The sequence below is a fragment of the Microbacterium sp. WCS2018Hpa-23 genome, assembly GCF_031843845.1.
Classification (GTDB): Bacteria; Actinomycetota; Actinomycetes; order Actinomycetales; family Microbacteriaceae; genus Microbacterium.
In genome coordinates this window covers 234666-253934 of record NZ_JAVTIZ010000005.1, presented here as the reverse complement: position 1 = coordinate 253934, position 19269 = coordinate 234666, and the positions used below count along the sequence as shown (strand labels likewise).

The following is a 19269-nucleotide window of genomic DNA, read 5'->3' as shown; positions in this document are numbered from 1 at the left end:
CCATCCCTGCCGGGGCGGACGTCGTCCCCCCCGGCAGCTCGACGACGGGGACGAGATGACAGAACTCGCTGAGCCCACGGCTCCACTCACCAAGCGCCAGCGCCAGGCGGCGAAGATCGCCGAGGCCGCATCCGGACACATCGGCTGGATGCTGCTCAAGATCCTGCTGCTGGCGGTCGTCGATGCGATCGCGCTCTACGCGGCATTCGTGCTCTTCGGCCAGCAGGAGTGGCTGGTGCTCGGCCTCGTCGTCGCCGTCACCGTGCTGGTCAACTACATCTACTTCTCGCGCAGGCGGGTACCGGCGAAGTATCTGACGCCCGGGATCATCTTCCTGATCATCTTCCAGGTGTTCACGCTGCTGTACACGGGATACATCGGGTTCACGAACTACGGCACCGGGCACAACGGCACGAAGGATCAGGCGATCTCCTCGCTCCTCGCCTCCGCCCAGGAGCGGGTCGAGGACTCCGCCACCTACCCCGTGACGGTCGTCGAGCAGTTCGGCACCTACGGCCTCCTCGTGACCGACCCCGATTCCGGTGACGCCCTGCTCGGCACTGCCGAGCAGCCGCTGCAGGAGGTCGATGCCGACTTCGAGGGCGGCCAGGCGGTCGCCGTCGACGGGTGGACGACGCTCCCGCTCGCGAAGGTCTTCACCCTGTCCGAACAGCTCGAAGAACTCTCCGTGCCGTTCAGCGACGACCCGAACGACGGCAGCCTGCGCGCACCCGACGGGCAGAAGGGCTATCTCTACGTCTCGACCCTCGAGTACGACGCGGATGCCGACACCATCACCGACACGACGACAGGCACGGTCTACACGGACACCGGCGAGGGGGCGTTCACCGCCGACGACGGCGAGGCACTGCTGCCGGGCTGGCAGACGACGGTCGGCTTCGACAACTTCGTCCGCGCGGTCACCGACGACTCCATCCGCGGTCCGCTCATCTCGGTGACGATCTGGACCTTCGTGTTCGCCCTGCTGTCGGTCGCGACGACGTTCTTCCTGGGATTGCTGCTCGCCCTCGTCTTCAACAACACGCGGATGCGGTTCCGCAACGGCTATCGGATCATCCTGATCCTCCCGTACGCGTTCCCCGCCTTCCTCTCCGCCCTCGTCTGGGCCGGGATGATGAACGAGAGCTTCGGATTCATCAACCAGGTGATCTTCGGGGGAGCGGACATCCCGTGGCTCACCGATCCGACCCTCGCGAAGGTGTCGGTGCTGCTGGTCAACCTCTGGCTCGGCTTCCCCTACATGTTCCTCGTCTGCATGGGCGCGCTGCAGGGCATCCCCGAGGACGTCAACGAGGCGGCGGTGATGGACGGCGCGAACCCGTGGCAGGTCTTCCGTCGAATCAAGCTGCCGCTGCTGCTCGTGACCGTGGCTCCGCTGCTGATCTCTTCGTTCGCGTTCAACTTCAACAACTTCAACCTGATCTACATGCTCACCAAGGGCGGACCGCGTTTCGATGACGTGAGCATCCCGGTCGGTCACACCGACATCCTGATCTCGATGGTCTACAAGGTGGCCTTCACGGGTCAGTCCCGCGACTACGGCCTCGCATCCGCGTTCACGATCCTGATCTTCATCGTGGTCGCGACGATCTCGATCATCAGCTTCCGCAAGACCAAGGCCCTCGAGGAGCTGAACTGACATGAGCACCACGGACACTCGCACCGCCGCCCCCGTCACGGTCGAGCGGAATCTCGGCCCTCGTCGCCGCTCGTTCGGCGGCTGGTTCGCGGACACCGGATGGCGCCATGTCGTGGCGATCATCGTCAGCGCGTTCGCGCTCTTCCCCCTCCTGTACGTCGTCTCGGCGTCGCTGAACCCACGCGGAACCCTGACGGGATCCAATCAGCTGTTCTCGGCGATCGGCCTCGACAGCTATGTGCGCATCCTCAGCGACCCTCAGAATCCCTACGGACTGTGGTTCCTGAACACCCTGGTCATCGCCGTCGTCACCGGCGCCGTGACCGTCTTCATCGGGGCCCTCGCGGCATATGCCTTCTCGCGCATGCGCTTCGCCGGCCGACGTATCGGACTCGTCACGATCGTCGTCGTGCAGATGTTCCCGCAGCTGCTCGCCGTGGTCGCGATCTTCCTCCTCATGTCGACGCTGGGGGACTGGTTCCCCGCGATCGGCCTCAACACGCACACGGGCCTGATCCTCGTGTACCTCGGTGGCGCGCTCGGCGTGAACACCTACCTCATGTACGGCTTCTTCAACACGCTGCCGATGGAGCTCGACGAGGCCGCCCGCATCGACGGCGCGGGTCACGCGCGCATCTTCTTCACCATGATCCTTCCGCTGGTGGCGCCGATCCTCGCGGTCGTCGCTCTGCTGTCGTTCATCGGCACGGTCAACGAATACGTGATCGCGAGCGTCATGCTCGTCGATGTCGAGCAGCAGACGTTGGTCGTCGGCCTCACCAAGCTCGTCGCGAACCCGCGCTACGCGGACTGGTCGGCGTTCTCGGCGGGAGCTGTGATGGCAGCCATCCCGGTGATGATCCTCTTCCTGTTCCTGCAGCGCTACATCGTCGGCGGGCTCACGGCGGGTGCGACGAAGGGCTGATCGGCGCACGCTCCTCGGCGTTGCGACGCGGTGGTGGCACCCACCGGTCGTAGCGTGGAGGCATGGCACGGGTCGCGGGACGCAACGTGGCGATCAGCTGGATCGCCGGAGTCCTGTGCACGGGTGTCGTGGGCGCTCTGATCTGGTTCGCGATCCCGATCCTGCCCGCGGTGGCTTCGTTCGTCGGAGACACCCTTCGGTCGACCCTGCCCTGACTCCTGACGCGCCACGGGTGCAGGGAGATCCGCACGGATACGGGCTGGGCGACACGTCGGCACGCCTCCGTCAGCGGGCGCGGGGACGGCGGTAACCTCGCAGAGCACACTTCCGATGAGAGGCGCACCCCATGAGTGACCCCGAGGTTCCACAGCCTGAGCGGCCGAAGGACGTCAACGACGTCGTCGACAGCGCGAACGCTGGACTCGACGCCGCCGCCGCAGCGGGTGCAGGTGTCTCCGGCACGCCCGCCGACACCACCGACCCTGCTGACGACAAGTCGGCCGCGACGACGACGCCCGCCGTCGACCCCGACCTGGCCGCCTTCGAGGCCGCCGAGAACGAGCACCCCGGCACCTTCGCGACGCCGGAGCTGAACGACCCCAAGTACCTTGATGCCGAGAAGGACGACAAGACGACGTCCTGGAACACGGATGCTGACGCCACTGCGGCCTACACGCCGCCCGTGGCACACGAGCAGTCGGCCCTGGCCGGTGCCGCGTACTCATCGGTCGACGACACCGAGACGCGCATCGTCCCGTCCGAGCCCGCGGTCGCCGAGCCCGTCATCGCCCCGCCCCTGCAGCAGCAGCCGATCTTCGTGCAGGCTCCGGAGCCGCCCCGCGAGCGCGGCAACCGCGGCACGGCTGGCGCCATCGGCCTGCTCGCCACCGTCGCCTTCGCGATCCTGTACCTGGGCGCCACGCTCGGGCTCGGCGCCTTCGCCGGCGACGTCACGGGCGAGAACATCGCCGAGTCGGCTCTCGCGCCGCTCACCACGTGGGGCTACTGGGTTCCCGTGGTGGTGTTCTTCCTGGGCTTCTGGCTGCTCGGTGCTTTCATCAACCGCGGTCGGTGGGGCCTCTGGGTGGTCTTCGGCATCATCGTCGGTCTGATCGCCTACGGCGGTCACATCCTCGGTGCCCTCTTCGAGGCGCCGTTCTGGCTGCTCAGCGCGAGCGAGGGCAATGAGCTCGTCGGCGCGCAGCTCTTCCACCCGCTCGCGATCGCCGCCTTCGTGTTCGCCCGTGAGCTGACGATCTGGTTCGGTGCGTGGGTCGCACGCAGCGGCGCCCGCAAGACCGAGCTGAATGCCGAGGCGCAGCGCGAGTACGAGCGCACCCTCGAGGCCGGCCCGACGCTGTCGAGGTAGTCACGAACATGTCATCGCCGAACCCCCGTGGACCCGAGTCCGCGGGGGTTTCGGCCGTCTTGGCGCTGGTGCTCGCGGCGATCAGTTTCTTCGCCCTCGCCGTCTTCGGCCTCGGTGCGGTGAGCGTGGCGACCGACAGTGACATCATCTCGGTCCCCGGGCTCGGTCAGGTGCCGGGGGCTGCGGGCATGCTGGTCGCCGTGGTCGTCTTCGCTCTGACCCTCTGGTTCGCCCTGCGGCGATCGAACCCGTCGTTCCTCGCCGTTCCGGGCATCGCGATCGCGACGGCGCTGGGGCACCTGGTCGCCGTGTGGATCGGCGTGGCGACGGCCCGAGGTGACCTCATCGTCGCGACGGCCGTCGCCGGCGATCTCGTGACGGGAGGGCCGAGCGCGGTGCTCGTCCTCGCCGCCGCGATCGCAGCCTGGGGTGGAATCGCGCTCCGGCGCACGCGCGCGCAGCATCCGCAGTGGCCCTGGGAACGCGACGACGAGGAGTGACGCCCCGCCGTCATGCGGAAATCGCCGTGTGCACGCCGGGTGCGCCGTACGCTCTAGGTGTGGAGCGCTCGTTGGAGACGCAGGTCGACCAGGCCGTCGAGGCCTGGCTGCGCTGGGTGCCTCGGTGGGAGCCGGCCACCCATCGAGGAAGAGTCGCGCCCTGTCGGCGCTGTCTGGGGTCGCCGATACTCTCGGCGGCGGGCATCGGCTCGAACACGCCGCACGGCGTGCAGCACGGGCTCTCGACGCGGATCAAGACCATCGTCGACCATGCCGTCGCGGAGTACACGGCCAGGAATCTGCCGATGCTGCAGCGCGAGCTCGACCAGCAGACCGCACGCAATCGGGCACGCACCTACCGGCCAGCGGACGGGCTCGACCCCGAGTTCGACGGCCTGCCGCTGGATCCGGAGCCGATTCCCGGGGCACCGTTCCTGTTCACGATCGCGGGCATGGCCGACGATGCGACGGCGGATCTTCCGCCCCTCCCACCGCTGAGCGATGAGGCGAAGGTGGCGCTGCGGCAGGAGGTGGCGCTCGCCGACGAGTACGCCAACATGGTGGGTCGCGAGATCTGCAGCCTCCTGCTCCGGCACCGCATCTACATCCAGGCGGCGATCTCGCAGCATGTCGAGCCGCAGATCGAGGCGCTGCTGGCGGAGCTCACCGACTCGCTCGACTCCCCGTTCGATCCCGACGTCCAGTAGACCCGGGGCGACCGGCGGCGATCGCGCCGCTGCCTGCATATCCGCTGAGAGGTCGACGCGGGAGTGGCGACGTCGCGTGGCGGTGGGTATCGTTTTTCGATAGATACCCATTGGCGATCGATAGGCCCATTCATGCATCCTCGTGTCTCCCGCGTCCTCCAGGCGCTGATCATCGTCCTGCTCGCGCTTCTGCTGGCCAGCCAGACCCTGGTCATCCCCGAGGTCGCGCGCATCACCGCGCTCCGCAATCCCGACGTCGCGCAGCTCGAGATCCCGGGGATCATCGGTGCCGTGGTCTTCATCGGCCTCATCGAGGTGACGCTGGTCTGCATCTGGTTCCTGCTGTCTCTCGTGCAGGAGGGGCGCATCTTCCGGGTCGAGGCGTTCCGCTACGTCGACATCATCCTCGGTGCCCTGATCGCTGCGGGCGCGATCATCCTCGTCTCGTACATGGTGATCGTCGCCAGCCGAGCGGTGTCGCTGTCGCTGTCGCTGCTGGCCGTCCTGGGAATCGTCGTGAGCGCCGCCCTCGCGCTGCTGCTGGTGGTGCTGCGGGGGCTCCTCCGCAAGGCGCTCGAGCTCGAGCAGGACATGTCGGAGGTCGTCTGATGCCGATCGTCATCGACCTCGACGTGCAGCTCGCCATCAAGAAGATGAGCGTGCAGGACTTCGCGGACGCCATCGGGATCACGCCGGCGAACGTCGCCGTGCTCAAGAACGGCAGGGCCAAAGCGGTGCGCTTCACGACCCTCGAGGCGATCTGCCGCGTCCTCGAGTGTCAGCCGGGCGACATCCTGCGCTGGGTGCCCGAATCGGAGGAGCGGTCATGACCATCACATCTGTGACCCCGTCGACCTCGGGCTCGCACCCGACGACCTGGGGCGAGGTGCTCGCCCTGCAGCTCCTCGACCACACGAGCTGCCCCGTGTGCCGCGGGATGCTGGACGGCGGATGCTGCGCGCGATGCGGCGCGGATCTGCGCGGCCCCATGGGCACCGAGGTCTGGGAGGCATCGCTGGCGGCCGCCGCGGCGATCCGGGCTCGGGACGAGACTCTCACCCGCGTCCCGCTCGTCTCCGGGCCGGCTGCCTCGACGGGCGCAGCAACAGGTGCTCCGGCATTCGTCTCCGCATCCGCCTCCGTGTCCGTCGCCGTGCCGGACACGGCGCATGCCGCGGTGTCGGCCGAGTCGCAGCCGCCCCCGCCCCCTCCGGGAGCAGGCAGCAGTGCGAAGCCTCCGGCATCTCCGCAGAGCAGCGCGACGCTCCAATCGGTCCTCGCGACCGCCGGTGCCGGCCTGTTCGCCGTCGCCGCGATCGTCTTCACCTACTTCAACCCCGACCTCGCCGATCGTGCCCTGCGCAGTGTGATCGTCGGGCTGATCACCCTGTTGTTCCTCGGGGGAGCCTGGTTGCTCTCCCGTCGTGGCCTGCGCTTCTCCGCCGAAGCGGTCGGCGGCCTCGGGCTGGTGTTCGCGGGACTCGACGTGCATGCCGTCGCACAGCTCGCAGCGCCCGGGGTCGACCCCTGGCTCACGGCCGCGGTCGTCTCCGCCGTCGCCGCGATCGTGATGCTCGGTGCCGGCACGCAACGCGGCATCAGGGTCTGGCAGTGGACGGCGACGGTCACGCTGGCGCTCACCCCCGCGATGCTGGGAGCGGCGGGAGCGACTTCGCTCTCGGGCGTGGCGGGCGCGATAGGCGTCGCCTTCGCCGCAGCGGTGATCATCGAGTTCCTCCGTCCGCCGAACGTCGAGCGCGTCACCCTCGTGGCCGTGCAGCTGATCGCGACTGCGAGCGCACTCGTGCTCGTGTGGCGGATCGACCTGGCGAGCGAGACCGCGTCACTGCTCGCCATGAGCGGGATGCTCGCCCTGATCGCGGTGCACGCCGTGATCGCGGCTCGGCGGATGCTCGGTGGTCTCTGGGCCTATGTCGCCGGAGCGGCGGGCTCGGCGGCGATCGTGCTCGTCGTCTACGCCATCCCCGGCATCCGGGAGCTCTCGATCTCGTGGTATTTCGCGATCATCCCCGCTGTGGCCGCCGTCGCGCTCGTGCTGATCGGGGCGGTGGTTCCGCTCCCCGCTCGGGTGCCCCGCGGACAGGTCGCCGGGGGCGCGCTGTCGGTGCTCGCCGTGCCGGCCCTCGCTCTTCTCGCCGACGCCGTGATCACCGGCGGCACCACCATGACCGGCTTCCTCCGACAGAACGACGGTGTCGATGCGTTCGGCCTCGCGGGGTGGGGCACCCCCGCCGGACTCGCGGCCGTCTGCGTCGGTCTCGCCGCCTTCGGCCGCCTCGCCCGCGATCGGGACGGCCTCCGCGCACTCTCCGTACCCGCCGCACGGGTGTCCCTCGCATCCGGTGCGCTCGCAGTGCTCGTGCTCGGCTGCAGCGGACTGCTGGTGCTGCCTGCGGCGATCGCCGTCCTCACGAGTGCCGTCGTCGCGGTCGCGGTGGTGATGGCCAGGGCGCCGCAGCGCACGGCGGGCAGGGGCATCGTGCCCCTCCTGCTCATCGGCGCGTATCTCGCTCTCGTCGCCTCGGTGATCGTCGCCTGGCGCGACGCATCCGCCGTGCCTCTCGCGGGCCTCGCGACGCTGATCGCGCTGGGTTCCGTCGCGGCCGTGCGTCCGGCGCGCCGACGCTTCATCTCGGTCGGCGCGGGCTTCGCCTACGGACTGATCCTCATCGCGACGGCGCTGGCCGAGGGTGGGGTCGGCAGCATCGCGCAGCTCTGCCTGACGGCATCCGCGGGTCTGCTCGTGGCGATCTCGGCCACGTATCTTCCGCGCATCGGTGCGCGGTCATGGCAGGCGATCCTCGTCGTCTCCGCCGTGCCGTTCGGCATCGGTGTCCTGCAGGTGGTCGAGGAGCGCAGCGGCTGGACCGCGCTCTCCACCGGACTGATGTTCGTCCTCGCCCTGACGCTGCTGCTCACGCGCCGACCCGGACTCACGCGTCTCGTGCGTACGGCGGCAGCGGGGATGCTCGTGCCGACCCTCGCGGTCGTCGTGGTCTGCCTCGGGGCCCAGCTGCTCGCCTCGAGCGGGTCGCCGGTCGCCCTCCCGATCGTCGCGGTGCTCGTCGCCCTCGCCCTCGCGGCGTCCTCCTCGATCCGTGGAGTGCTCGTCGCGAGGGGGCACGCCCCGGCGACGGCCGACGCCGCACGCATCGCGATCGAATCGTCCGCGCTCCTCACCGGCCTCATCGCCACCGGCCTGTCGGTCGGTCGTGAGGCAGCGGGGCTCGGAACCGCGCTGATCGTGCTCCTCGTGATCGGGATCGGCGGCGTCGCCGCTGCGCTGTTCGCCGGTCGCCGCTACGCGTGGGGCGTCGCGGGCGCGGCGTTCACCGGGGCACTGTGGTGCGTCTGGGGGATCGCCGGCGTCGACCTCCTCGAGGCCTATCTGCTTCCGCCGTCGCTGGGGGCGGCGCTCGTGGCCGTGCTCGTCACGGTCCGCGGCGGTCGGGCGACCGCGCTGTTCGCCGCCGGGATGCTCGTGGCGATCGGGCCGATCCTCGCTCTCGTCGCCCTCATCGAACCCGACGCGGTCGGTCAGACGGGGGTCTCGTGGCGAGTCGGAGGACTCCTCGCCGGTGCCGGGGTGCTGCTCGCCCTCGACGCTCTGGTCGGTCGCGCCCAGCCCGGATCGAGGCTGCACCGTCTCCGCGAGCTGCGCATCCCGACCCTCATCGCTGCGGGCCTCGCGGCAGTCGTCGGACCGCTTCAGGGCATCCGCATCGGACTCGGCTGGGACTTCGCGCAGTTGCAGGGTCTGGGCCTCTTCGTCGCCTGCCTCGGCGTGAGCGCGGTGGGCGCCCTGGTGCTCGCGCTCGTCGCCCGTGCGCTCCGCGCCTCGGCCGGCGTCGACTCGGCGCTGCGGAGAACGCGCTGGCTGGGGGCTCCCGCCGCACTCGCCCTCGCCGCCGGCACCTGGACCGCGATCGAGCGGGATTGGTTCTCGATCTGGCCGATGTGGATGCTCATGCTCGGCTACCTGATCGCGACCGTCGTGACCGCACGCAGCGTGAGCGTGCGGGCGACGACCGCACCGCCCGTCTGGTTCCTCTTCGCCATCGCCTTCGTCACCGCCGTCGTGGCATGGAGCCCGCGTGATCTGCGAGTCGAGTGGTTCTCGCTGCCGCTGGGCGCCTTCCTGCTGGTCGCCGGTGCGCTCGCCATGCGGCGGACCGACGGCGCGAGTGCGGGAGAGCGCGGCACGCTGAACAGCTGGCCCGCACGGTGGAGCGGCTCGTGGGCGCTGCTCACGCCGGGGATCGTCACGATGATGATCGCGTCGATCGTCTCGACCTTCACGGATCCGCTCACCTGGCGGGCGATCCTGGTGATGGTGCTCGCTCTGGCCGCGATCCTCATCGGATCACGCAACCGCCTCGCCGCCCCGTTCCTGCTCGGACTCATCGTGCTGCCGATCGAGAACGTCTTCGTCTTCTCGGTGCAGATCGGCCGCGGGGTCGAGTCCATGCCCTGGTGGATCACACTCGCAGTGATGGGGGCGGTGCTCCTCATCATCGCGGTGACCGCGGAGCGTCGGACGGGGGAGGGCGGCGGCGTCGCGGCGCGGATGCGGGATCTGCGCTGATCGCCCGGCGTGGAGGCCGACGCTCATTTGACCGGCGCGTTACGCGGCATTACACTTGATCAGGTGTGTGCACGTCTCGACGTGTGCGCTGGGCGTCGGCTCCATGGCCGGTCCGCCCCCACGGCATACCCACCACCACAAAGGCTCGTCGATTCCGGCGTGCCGGTGGGTCACTGATGTGAAACCCATCACGCTGTCACCGTGCAGCATTATGAGGAGAGAACGTGCCAACCATTCAGCAGTTGGTTCGCAAGGGTCGCTCGCCCAAGGTCACCAAGACCAAGGCGCCCGCACTCAAGTCGAACCCGCAGCAGGCCGGGGTCTGCACCCGCGTCTACACCACCACCCCGAAGAAGCCGAACTCGGCGATGCGCAAGGTCGCTCGTGTGAAGCTCCGCAACGGCACCGAGGTGACCGCATACATCCCGGGTGAGGGTCACAACCTCCAGGAGCACTCCCTGGTGCTCGTCCGCGGTGGTCGTGTCAAGGACCTCCCCGGTGTTCGCTACAAGATCGTCCGTGGCGCCCTGGACACCCAGGCCGTCAAGAACCGTAAGCAGGCTCGCAGCCTCTACGGCGCGAAGAAGGGCTGAGTCCAATGCCTCGTAAGGGTCCCGCCCCTAAGCGTCCCGTCGTCAACGACCCGGTATACGGCGCTCCGATCGTCAGCCAGCTGGTCAACAAGATCCTGGTCGACGGCAAGAAGTCGCTCGCCGAGTCGATCGTCTACACCGCCCTCAAGGGCGTCGAGGCGAAGAACGGTCAGGACGCCGTCGCCACTCTGAAGAAGGCGCTCGACAACGTGCGCCCGACTCTCGAGGTCAAGAGCCGCCGCGTCGGTGGCTCGACCTACCAGGTTCCGGTCGAGGTCAAGCCGCACCGCGCGAACACCCTCGCGCTGCGCTGGCTCGTCAGCTACGCCAAGGGTCGTCGTGAGAAGACGATGACCGAGCGTCTCCAGAACGAGATCCTCGACGCGTCGAACGGTCTCGGTGCAGCGGTCAAGCGCCGCGAGGACACGCACAAGATGGCCGAGTCGAACCGCGCGTTCGCTCACTACCGCTGGTAAACAGCTTCGCCCGCCCCCGATCACACATCGGGGGCGGGCACCCCCCTCTTCGCAGTACGACTGCACAAAAGATAAGGACACTCCTGTGGCACAAGACGTGCTCACCGACCTGAGCAAGGTTCGGAACATCGGCATCATGGCTCACATCGATGCTGGCAAGACCACCACGACCGAGCGCATCCTGTTCTACACGGGCGTCAACCACAAGCTCGGCGAGACCCACGACGGTGCATCGACCACCGACTGGATGGAGCAGGAGAAGGAGCGCGGCATCACGATCACGTCTGCCGCCGTGACCTGCTACTGGAACAAGAACCAGATCAACATCATCGACACCCCCGGTCACGTGGACTTCACGGTCGAGGTGGAGCGTTCGCTCCGCGTCCTCGACGGTGCCGTCGCCGTCTTCGACGGCAAGGAGGGCGTCGAGCCCCAGTCCGAGACCGTGTGGCGTCAGGCCGACAAGTACAACGTCCCCCGCATCTGCTTCGTCAACAAGATGGACAAGCTCGGCGCGGACTTCTACTTCACCGTCGACACCATCATCAACCGCCTCGGCGCCAAGCCGCTGGTCATCCAGCTGCCCATCGGTGCAGAGAACGACTTCATCGGCGTCATCGACCTCGTCGAGATGCGTGCGCTCGTCTGGGCGGGTGACTCCAAGGGTGACGTCACCATGGGCGCCTCCTACGAGATCCAGGAGATCCCGGCCGACCTCAAGGAGAAGGCCGACGAGTACCGTCAGCAGCTCCTCGAGACCGTCGCCGAGACCGACGACGCTCTGCTCGAGAAGTTCTTCGGTGGCGAAGAGCTGACCGTCGCCGAGATCAAGGGCGCGATCCGCAAGCTCACCGTGGCTTCCGAGATCTACCCGGTCCTCTGCGGTTCCGCGTTCAAGAACCGTGGCGTCCAGCCGATGCTCGACGCGGTCGTCGACTACCTCCCGAACCCGCTCGACGTGGGATCGATCGAGGCGCACGACCCCAAGGACTACGACACGATCATCGAGCGTCACCCTGACGCCAAGGACCCGTTCGCAGCTCTCGCGTTCAAGGTCGCGGTGCACCCGTTCTTCGGTCGCCTCACCTACGTGCGCGTCTACTCGGGTCAGCTCGACTCCGGTGCCGCGGTCATCAACTCGACCAAGGGGAAGAAGGAGCGCATCGGGAAGATCTTCCAGATGCACGCCAACAAGGAGATCCCGGTTCCCTCGGTCACCGCAGGCAACATCTACGCGGTCATCGGTCTGAAGGACACCACCACCGGTGACACCCTGACCGACCCGGCCTCACCGGTCGTCCTCGAGTCGATGACGTTCCCCGAGCCCGTCATCGAGGTCGCGATCGAGCCGAAGACCAAGGCCGACCAGGAGAAGCTGGGTGTCGCCATCCAGAAGCTCGCTGAAGAGGACCCGACCTTCCGCACGGAGCTCAACCCCGAGACCGGTCAGACGACCATCAAGGGCATGGGCGAGCTGCACCTCGACATCCTCGTCGACCGCATGAAGCGCGAGTTCAACGTCGAGGCCAACGTCGGCAAGCCGCAGGTGGCGTACCGCGAGACGATCCGCAAGGGCGTCGAGAAGTACGACTACACGCACAAGAAGCAGACGGGTGGATCGGGTCAGTTCGCGAAGATCCAGTTCAACATCGAGCCGCTCGACCTCGACGACGAGAAGACGTACGAGTTCGTCAACGCGGTCACCGGTGGTCGCATCCCGCGCGAGTACATCGGCTCGATCGATGCCGGCTTCCAGGACGCGATGAACGTCGGCGTGCTCGCCGGCTACCCGATCGTCGGCGTCAAGGCGACGATCGTCGATGGTGCGGCCCACGACGTCGACTCCTCGGAGATGGCGTTCAAGATCGCAGGATCGATGGGTATGAAGGAAGCCCTGCGTCGGGCGAGCCCGGCACTCCTCGAGCCGCTCATGGCGGTCGAGGTGCGTACTCCCGAGGAGTACATGGGCGACGTCATCGGCGACCTGAACTCGCGTCGCGGCCAGATCCAGTCGATGGAGGACGCCGCAGGCGTCAAGGTCGTCCGTGCGCACGTCCCGCTGTCCGAGATGTTCGGATACATCGGCGACCTGCGCTCGAAGACCTCGGGTCGCGCCGTCTACTCGATGGAGTTCAACAGCTACGCTGAGGTTCCCCGCGCTGTGGCGGACGAGATCGTCCAGAAGCACCAGGGCGGCGAATAACACTTCCTGGGAGTCGAGTTCCGGCTCGGCTCCCAGGTCCCCTACAACTTCACATTCCCTCTCTACTAAACTGAGATTCACACCCGTAGAGAACCGGTCGCAAACCAGTGCCCGGCACCCTCTACATGACGTCCTGAGGAGGACCCAGTGGCTAAGGCCAAGTTCGAGCGGACCAAGCCGCACGTCAACATCGGAACCATCGGTCACGTTGACCACGGCAAGACCACGCTCTCCGCAGCGATCTCGAAGGTGCTTGCTGACAAGTTCCCGTCTGACACCAACGTGCAGCGCGACTTCGCTTCCATCGACTCGGCGCCGGAAGAGCGCCAGCGTGGAATCACCATCAACATCTCGCACATCGAGTACGAGACCCCGAAGCGCCACTACGCGCACGTTGACGCCCCCGGCCACGCCGACTACGTCAAGAACATGATCACCGGTGCTGCTCAGATGGACGGCGCGATCCTCGTGGTCGCCGCCACCGACGGCCCGATGGCTCAGACCCGTGAGCACGTTCTGCTCGCCAAGCAGGTCGGCGTGCCGTACCTGCTGGTCGCGCTGAACAAGAGCGACATGGTCGACGACGAGGAGATCCTGGAGCTCGTCGAGCTCGAGGTCTCCGAGCTGCTCGCCTCGCAGGGCTTCGCCGAGGACGCTCCTGTCGTCCGCGTCTCCGCTCTGAAGGCACTCGAGGGTGACGAGAAGTGGACCCAGTCCATCCTCGACCTCATGGAGGCCGTCGACAACAACGTTCCCGACCCCGTGCGCGACAAGGACAAGCCGTTCCTGATGCCCGTCGAGGACGTCTTCACGATCACCGGTCGTGGAACCGTCGTCACCGGCCGCGCCGAGCGCGGCACGCTGGCCATCAACTCCGAGGTCGAGATCGTCGGACTGCGTCCGACCGTCAAGACCACGGTCACGGGTATCGAGATGTTCCACAAGCAGCTCGACGAGGCATGGGCCGGCGAGAACTGCGGTCTCCTGCTCCGTGGCACGAAGCGTGAGGACGTCGAGCGCGGTCAGGTCATCGTCAAGCCGGGTTCGGTCACGCCGCACACCGACTTCGCCGGTACCGCATACATCCTGTCCAAGGATGAGGGTGGGCGTCACAACCCCTTCTACACGAACTACCGCCCGCAGTTCTACTTCCGCACCACCGACGTCACCGGCGTCATCACGCTGCCCGAGGGCACCGAGATGGTCATGCCCGGCGACACCACCGACGTGACGGTCGAGCTGATCCAGCCGATCGCCATGGAAGAGGGCCTCGGCTTCGCCATCCGTGAGGGTGGACGCACCGTCGGCGCCGGTACGGTCACGAAGATCATCAAGTAAGCATCTGCTTCCTGACAAAAGGGGTCGGACCTTCGGGTCCGGCCCCTTCTGTCGTCCCGCCGCACGCCGCGCCGATGTATGCCGTTGAATATAACGCGAAGTGTCATATATCGTTGTGAGTACTGCGTTCCGTGCAGTACGCACGCTCGTGCCCGAGGTCAAGGCCGGTCACGACACCACTGATGCTCGGAGAGCCCCGAAGCCCTCCTGAGCCGTATGGCGGTGCGCGTGCGGATAGGGGAGTGCCTGCACACCGGGGAGTGGCGTGCAGGGTTAAGGGGAGTTTCAGCATGCGTTCGACCCTGCGTCGAAAGAACATTCAGCGCGCCCGGAGACTGACGGCGATCACCGCCGTCGTCTCTCTGATCGCCGGGGCGCTCGCCCTCGGGGTCACGGCGCAGACGGCATCCGCCGCTCTGTGGGCGCCCACCATCTCGGCTCAGAACGTCGATCCGGCCTCCGCCGGAAAGGAGGTCGTTCTGGCAGGGGAGAACGTCGGATTCGACGTCGACGTCACGAACAGTGGCGGGGGAGCGCAGTTCAATCTGAGCCTCGTCGCGGCGGCACGCTCGAGGACGGTCTCGCCCTCGACGAGGAGGTCGCTCTCACGCTGCGCGTGCGCATCGGCGAGCAGGCGTACCCGTCGGTGACCAATGCCGTCGTAGTGGATTCGCCGACCGAGCAGACCGATGAGGCGCAGCTCGTCGACGACGCGACAGTCGATGTGAAGGCGGCCGATCCGCTCGCGACGACCGGAGCCGAGACGGCCCGGAGCCTGATCGCGATGGCGCTCCTGATGCTCATCTCCGGTGGGCTGTTCCTCGCGTACCGCCGTCGACGGGATGCCGTCACCGCCGAGTAGTCGCGCCAGGGAGGGGCGGTCTATATGACCGTCCCTTTCGCGTCTCTTCCGCCCAGGCGCCGATCCGGGCAGAATGAACGTGCGTCGGGGATCCGCCGCATCCGATCGCATACAAGGGGGCCCGCATGGGTATCGAGGACACCGTCAACAAGGGCAAGGATCTGTACGAGCAGAACAAGGACAAGATCGCCGAGGCCGTCAAGAGCGAGCAGGCCGAGGACATCAGCGACAAGGTCCTCGACGGCGTCGCCGACTTCGCGAAGAAGCTCGCTCCGGGTGCCGCGGACAAGATCGACGAGATCCGCGAGAGCGCCGACAAGGCCGTCGGCAACGAGTGAGCGCTCGCCACTGAGACCGAGAGCGGCGGCTCCCCGAGGGGAGTCGCCGCTCTTCTGCGTCCGGAACCAAGTATTCCGGGCGGCGGTATCGCGTTTCAGCGACCTGTTCCCGTAGGATGGTTCTCGATCGCCTGGGGAACTTGCGATCAGGGGTGTCGAAGGGGTTCGGCATCCTGAATTCACGCGGTTCGCCGCGTCAAACTGGGGAATACGATTTTGGGGATCATCGTGCGACGCGCGCACTCTGTGCGCTCTGACGTCTTCCCGCCTGCGCGGCGGTCACTTCGCCGCGCCCTCGGTCGAGGATCCCGGCGTCCCTTCACGCCGGTCTCCTCGCGTTCGGTGTGCCCCCTCGCACTGAACGCCCTCCCCAAGCGGGGCGAGGCATGGGGATGCCTCGCCCCGCTCTCCTCAGCGCGCTGAGGGGTCGTCGTCGGCGTCGATCAGAGGCGCCGATCCGACGACCGGGGCGCGCGCTCAGGAGATGCACAGCCGGCGCGACACGCCCGGGTTTGCGCAAGTGAAATCGGCCGTGGCAGAATAGACAGGTTCGACATTCCGGCGCGCTCAGCGTTGCTGGATCACCATCACGGCAGTGCATAGGCGGCGCAGACGCGCAGGGACCTAGGCCGCGGGTGGCAGAACGATCCCGACATCTTCATCACGAGGGCTCCGCCGTGCGCGGCGGAGGTCGGACATCCGCTCGTCGAGAGGCGTGCGGAATGACAGCAGAACAGTGGTGCAGCAGATCGACTCGCGAGAGCCGTTCGAGTGCCGAGGCGCGAACAGCGCCGACGTGCGTCCAATGCCCCTGGGTCACCCGGCCCAGGTCGGTAAGACGCCTAAAGAGAGAGAGCAGACAATGGCGGGACAGAAGATCCGCATTCGCCTGAAGTCGTATGACCACGAGGTGATCGACACGTCCGCACGCAAGATCGTCGACACGGTGACCCGCGCGGGCGCCACGGTCGTCGGCCCCGTGCCCCTTCCGACCGAGAAGAACGTCGTGTGCGTCATCCGGTCGCCCCACAAGTACAAGGACAGCCGCGAGCACTTCGAGATGCGCACCCACAAGCGTCTGATCGACATCGTCGACCCGACGCCCAAGGCTGTCGACTCGCTGATGCGTCTCGACCTTCCTGCCGATGTCAACATCGAGATCAAGCTCTGAGGTCGGACATGGTTGACATCAACTCCAAGATTTCCAAGGGCATGCTGGGCACGAAGCTCGGTATGACCCAGGTCTGGAACGAGAGCGGCAAGCTCGTTCCCGTCACCGTCATCGAGCTCGCCTCGAACGTGGTCACGCAGATCCGTACCCCCGAGAAGGACGGCTACAACGCCGTGCAGATCGCGTACGGCCAGATCGACCCGCGCAAGGTGAACAAGCCGCTGACCGCTCACTTCGAGGCCGCAGGCGTCACGCCGCGTCGTCACGTCACCGAGATCCGCACCGCGGATGCCGCTGACTACTCGCTGGGCCAGGAGCTCACGGTCGACGGCACGTTCGAAGCAGGCCAGCTCGTCGACGTCGTCGGCACGAGCAAGGGCAAGGGCTTCGCCGGTGTCATGAAGCGTCACAACTTCAAGGGTGTCTCGGCTTCGCACGGTTCGCACCGCAACCACCGCAAGCCCGGCTCGATCGGCGCATCGTCGACCCCGAGCCGCGTCTTCAAGGGCATGCGCATGGCCGGCCGTATGGGTGGCGAGCGCGTGACCGTCCTCAACCTCACGGTGCACGCCGTCGACATCGAGAAGGGTCTGCTGCTCGTCAAGGGCGCCGTCCCCGGTGCTCGTGGCCGCATCGTCTACGTCCGCAACGCAGTGAAGGGTGCCTGATCATGGCTGACTCCACTCTCGCGCTTGACGTCCTCAAGGCAGACGGCAAGAAGGCTGGCTCGATCGAGCTTCCCGCCGAACTGTTCGACGCCAAGACGAACATCCCGCTCATCCACCAGGTCGTCGTCGCGCAGCTCGCGGCGGCTCGCCAGGGAACCCACTCGACCAAGCGTCGCGGTGAGGTCTCGGGTGCCGGCCGCAAGCCCTTCAAGCAGAAGGGCACGGGTAACGCCCGTCAGGGCTCCATCCGCGCGCCGCACATGACCGGTGGTGGAATCGTGCACGGCCCCAAGCCGCGCGACTACTCGCAGCGCACCCCCAAGAAGATGATCGCCGCTGCCCTCCGTGGTGCACTGAGCGACCGCTTCCGCGGTGACCGCATCCACGCCATCGAGTCCTTCGGCATCGACGGCACGCCTTCGACCAAGACCGCGGTGAACTTCCTCACCAACGTCGTCTCGTCGAAGAACGTGCTCGTCGTCATCGAGCGCAACGACGACGTGACGCTGAAGAGCATCCGCAACCTGTCGAACCTGCACGTGCTGACGTTCGACCAGCTCAACGCATACGACGTGCTCGTCTCCGACGACATCGTCTTCACCCAGGCCGCGCTCGAGGGCTTCATCGCCTCCAAGTCCGGCGCCAACCAGGAGGTCTCCGCATGAGCGAGCAGGCATCTGTTCTCCAGACGGCCCTGAACAAGGACCCGCGCGACATCATCCTGAAGCCGGTCGTGTCCGAGAAGAGCTACGGTCTCATCGACGAGGGTAAGTACACCTTCCTCGTGGACCCGCGCGCTTCGAAGACCGAGATCAAGCTCGCCATCGAGAAGATCTTCGGCGTCAAGGTCGCTGGGGTCAACACCCTCAACCGCGTCGGCAAGGCTCGTCGCACCCGCTTCGGCACGGGCAAGCGCAAGGACACCAAGCGCGCCATCGTGACCCTGAAGTCGGGCACCATCGACATCTTCACGGCAATCGGCTGATCCGGGGGATAAGGACAATAATGGCTATTCGCAAGTACAAGCCCACGACCCCGGGCCGTCGCGGCTCGTCGGTGGCTGACTTCGCCGAGATCACCCGATCGACGCCGGAGAAGTCGCTGCTGCGCCCGCTCTCGAAGACCGGTGGTCGCAACAACCAGGGCCGTATCACGACCCGTCACATCGGTGGTGGCCACAAGCGCCAGTACCGCGTCATCGACTTCCGTCGCAATGACAAGGACGGCGTGGACGCCAAGGTCGCTCACATCGAGTACGACCCCAACCGCACGGCACGCATCGCGCTGCTGCACTACTTCGACGGCGAGAAGCGCTACATCCTCGCGCCGGCGAAGCTGAAGCAGGGCGACGTCATCGAGTCGGGTGCAGGTGCCGACATCAAGCCGGGCAACAACCTCCCGCTGAAGAACATCCCGACGGGTACCGTCATCCACGCGATCGAGCTCCGTCCCGGTGGCGGCGCGAAGATGGCACGTTCGGCCGGTGCATCCGTCCGTCTCGTCGCCAAGGATGGCAACTTCGCTCAGCTGCGTCTGCCCTCGGGCGAGATCCGCAACGTCGATGCGCGCTGCCGCGCGACCATCGGCGAGGTCGGAAACGCCGAGCAGTCGAACATCAACTGGGGTAAGGCCGGCCGCATGCGCTGGAAGGGCGTCCGCCCGACCGTCCGTGGTGTCGCGATGAACCCGGTCGACCACCCGCACGGTGGTGGTGAGGGCAAGACGTCCGGTGGACGTCACCCCGTCTCCCCGTGGGGCCAGGCTGAGGGTCGCACCCGTCACGCCAACAAGGAAAGCGACAAGTACATCGTGCGTCGTCGTAACGCCGGCAAGAAGCGTAAGTAGGAGTAAGA

Annotated in this window: 21 protein-coding genes; all 21 read left to right on the top strand. The window is 67.0% G+C overall.

Features of this window, described 5'->3' with window-relative positions:
• The first annotated feature begins 55 nt into the window (after positions 1-55).
• The 21 genes from RQG77_RS10545 to rplB all read left to right on the top strand — a co-directional run bounded on the left by RQG77_RS10545 (position 56) and on the right by rplB (position 19261).
• Positions 56-1660, top strand: a complete 1605-nt coding sequence (locus tag RQG77_RS10545; RefSeq protein ID WP_311244659.1) for an ABC transporter permease subunit — start codon at positions 56-58, stop codon at positions 1658-1660.
• Position 1661: 1 nt separating this feature from the next.
• Entirely contained in the window at positions 1662-2585 is a 924-nt protein-coding gene (locus RQG77_RS10540) for a sugar ABC transporter permease (protein ID WP_311244658.1), read from the top strand.
• Positions 2586-2647: 62 nt separating this feature from the next.
• Complete coding sequence (locus tag RQG77_RS10535; protein ID WP_311244657.1) at positions 2648-2800, top strand: hypothetical protein; 153 nt, start codon at positions 2648-2650, stop codon at positions 2798-2800.
• A 131-nt stretch (positions 2801-2931) separates the two neighbouring features.
• Complete coding sequence (locus tag RQG77_RS10530) at positions 2932-3954, top strand: ABC transporter (protein WP_311244656.1); 1023 nt, start codon at positions 2932-2934, stop codon at positions 3952-3954.
• An 8-nt stretch (positions 3955-3962) separates the two neighbouring features.
• Positions 3963-4454 (top strand): hypothetical protein, encoded by a 492-nt coding sequence (locus tag RQG77_RS10525; RefSeq protein WP_311244655.1) that lies wholly within the window; start codon positions 3963-3965, stop codon positions 4452-4454.
• Positions 4455-4513: 59 nt separating this feature from the next.
• Complete coding sequence (locus RQG77_RS10520; protein ID WP_311244654.1) at positions 4514-5161, top strand: spermidine/putrescine ABC transporter substrate-binding protein; 648 nt, start codon at positions 4514-4516, stop codon at positions 5159-5161.
• Between the two features lie 132 nt (positions 5162-5293).
• Positions 5294-5770 carry a DUF2975 domain-containing protein gene (locus RQG77_RS10515; RefSeq protein WP_311244653.1) on the top strand — a complete coding sequence of 159 codons (477 nt, stop codon included), beginning with the start codon at positions 5294-5296 and terminating at the stop codon, positions 5768-5770.
• Positions 5770-5991, top strand: a complete 222-nt coding sequence (locus tag RQG77_RS10510; RefSeq protein ID WP_056312887.1) for a helix-turn-helix transcriptional regulator — start codon at positions 5770-5772, stop codon at positions 5989-5991. The genes RQG77_RS10515 and RQG77_RS10510 overlap by 1 nt, the downstream gene beginning before the upstream one ends.
• On the top strand, positions 5988-9767 hold the full coding sequence (locus RQG77_RS10505) for an SCO7613 C-terminal domain-containing membrane protein (RefSeq protein ID WP_311244652.1): 3780 nt from the start codon (positions 5988-5990) through the stop codon (positions 9765-9767). Before RQG77_RS10510 ends, RQG77_RS10505 begins: the two co-directional genes overlap by 4 nt.
• A 224-nt stretch (positions 9768-9991) precedes the next feature.
• Positions 9992-10360 carry a 30S ribosomal protein S12 gene (gene rpsL, locus RQG77_RS10500; RefSeq protein ID WP_042538704.1) on the top strand — a complete coding sequence of 123 codons (369 nt, stop codon included), beginning with the start codon at positions 9992-9994 and terminating at the stop codon, positions 10358-10360.
• A gap of 5 nt (positions 10361-10365) precedes the next feature.
• Entirely contained in the window at positions 10366-10836 is a 471-nt protein-coding gene (gene rpsG / locus RQG77_RS10495; RefSeq protein ID WP_056117669.1) for a 30S ribosomal protein S7, read from the top strand.
• Between the two features lie 85 nt (positions 10837-10921).
• Positions 10922-13039, top strand: coding sequence for an elongation factor G (fusA, locus tag RQG77_RS10490; protein ID WP_056514179.1), 2118 nt, complete (start codon positions 10922-10924; stop codon positions 13037-13039).
• A gap of 147 nt (positions 13040-13186) precedes the next feature.
• On the top strand, positions 13187-14377 hold the full coding sequence (tuf, locus tag RQG77_RS10485) for an elongation factor Tu (protein ID WP_045278755.1): 1191 nt from the start codon (positions 13187-13189) through the stop codon (positions 14375-14377).
• Positions 14378-14667: 290 nt separating this feature from the next.
• Complete coding sequence (locus RQG77_RS10480; RefSeq protein ID WP_311244650.1) at positions 14668-15027, top strand: hypothetical protein; 360 nt, start codon at positions 14668-14670, stop codon at positions 15025-15027.
• Entirely contained in the window at positions 15024-15239 is a 216-nt protein-coding gene (locus RQG77_RS10475; RefSeq protein WP_311244649.1) for an LPXTG cell wall anchor domain-containing protein, read from the top strand. Before RQG77_RS10480 ends, RQG77_RS10475 begins: the two co-directional genes overlap by 4 nt.
• A 125-nt stretch (positions 15240-15364) precedes the next feature.
• Positions 15365-15577, top strand: a complete 213-nt coding sequence (locus tag RQG77_RS10470) for a hypothetical protein (RefSeq protein WP_311244648.1) — start codon at positions 15365-15367, stop codon at positions 15575-15577.
• 862 nt (positions 15578-16439) lie between these two features.
• Positions 16440-16748 (top strand): 30S ribosomal protein S10, encoded by a 309-nt coding sequence (gene rpsJ, locus RQG77_RS10465; RefSeq protein WP_017201594.1) that lies wholly within the window; start codon positions 16440-16442, stop codon positions 16746-16748.
• An 8-nt stretch (positions 16749-16756) separates the two neighbouring features.
• Positions 16757-17416 carry a 50S ribosomal protein L3 gene (gene rplC / locus RQG77_RS10460; RefSeq protein WP_311244647.1) on the top strand — a complete coding sequence of 220 codons (660 nt, stop codon included), beginning with the start codon at positions 16757-16759 and terminating at the stop codon, positions 17414-17416.
• Positions 17417-17418: 2 nt separating this feature from the next.
• Complete coding sequence (gene rplD, locus RQG77_RS10455) at positions 17419-18081, top strand: 50S ribosomal protein L4 (RefSeq protein WP_045253843.1); 663 nt, start codon at positions 17419-17421, stop codon at positions 18079-18081.
• A complete protein-coding gene (gene rplW / locus RQG77_RS10450) occupies positions 18078-18401 on the top strand; it encodes a 50S ribosomal protein L23 (RefSeq protein WP_017829206.1) in 324 nt (107 codons plus the stop codon). The genes rplD and rplW overlap by 4 nt, the downstream gene beginning before the upstream one ends.
• Positions 18402-18421: 20 nt before the next feature.
• A complete protein-coding gene (gene rplB / locus RQG77_RS10445; RefSeq protein ID WP_045253842.1) occupies positions 18422-19261 on the top strand; it encodes a 50S ribosomal protein L2 in 840 nt (279 codons plus the stop codon).
• Positions 19262-19269 lie beyond the last annotated feature (8 nt).

Coding starts and splice junctions, on each gene's coding strand:
- RQG77_RS10545 (WP_311244659.1), top strand. CDS start 56: ATGACAGAACTCGCTGAGCCCACGGCTCCACTCACCAAGCGCCAGCGC.
- RQG77_RS10540 (WP_311244658.1), top strand. CDS start 1,662: ATGAGCACCACGGACACTCGCACCGCCGCCCCCGTCACGGTCGAGCGG.
- RQG77_RS10535 (WP_311244657.1), top strand. CDS start 2,648: ATGGCACGGGTCGCGGGACGCAACGTGGCGATCAGCTGGATCGCCGGA.
- RQG77_RS10530 (WP_311244656.1), top strand. CDS start 2,932: ATGAGTGACCCCGAGGTTCCACAGCCTGAGCGGCCGAAGGACGTCAAC.
- RQG77_RS10525 (WP_311244655.1), top strand. CDS start 3,963: ATGTCATCGCCGAACCCCCGTGGACCCGAGTCCGCGGGGGTTTCGGCC.
- RQG77_RS10515 (WP_311244653.1), top strand. CDS start 5,294: ATGCATCCTCGTGTCTCCCGCGTCCTCCAGGCGCTGATCATCGTCCTG.
- RQG77_RS10510 (WP_056312887.1), top strand. CDS start 5,770: ATGCCGATCGTCATCGACCTCGACGTGCAGCTCGCCATCAAGAAGATG.
- RQG77_RS10505 (WP_311244652.1), top strand. CDS start 5,988: ATGACCATCACATCTGTGACCCCGTCGACCTCGGGCTCGCACCCGACG.
- rpsG (WP_056117669.1), top strand. CDS start 10,366: ATGCCTCGTAAGGGTCCCGCCCCTAAGCGTCCCGTCGTCAACGACCCG.
- RQG77_RS10480 (WP_311244650.1), top strand. CDS start 14,668: ATGCGTTCGACCCTGCGTCGAAAGAACATTCAGCGCGCCCGGAGACTG.
- RQG77_RS10470 (WP_311244648.1), top strand. CDS start 15,365: ATGGGTATCGAGGACACCGTCAACAAGGGCAAGGATCTGTACGAGCAG.
- rpsJ (WP_017201594.1), top strand. CDS start 16,440: ATGGCGGGACAGAAGATCCGCATTCGCCTGAAGTCGTATGACCACGAG.
- rplC (WP_311244647.1), top strand. CDS start 16,757: ATGGTTGACATCAACTCCAAGATTTCCAAGGGCATGCTGGGCACGAAG.
- rplD (WP_045253843.1), top strand. CDS start 17,419: ATGGCTGACTCCACTCTCGCGCTTGACGTCCTCAAGGCAGACGGCAAG.
- rplW (WP_017829206.1), top strand. CDS start 18,078: ATGAGCGAGCAGGCATCTGTTCTCCAGACGGCCCTGAACAAGGACCCG.
- rplB (WP_045253842.1), top strand. CDS start 18,422: ATGGCTATTCGCAAGTACAAGCCCACGACCCCGGGCCGTCGCGGCTCG.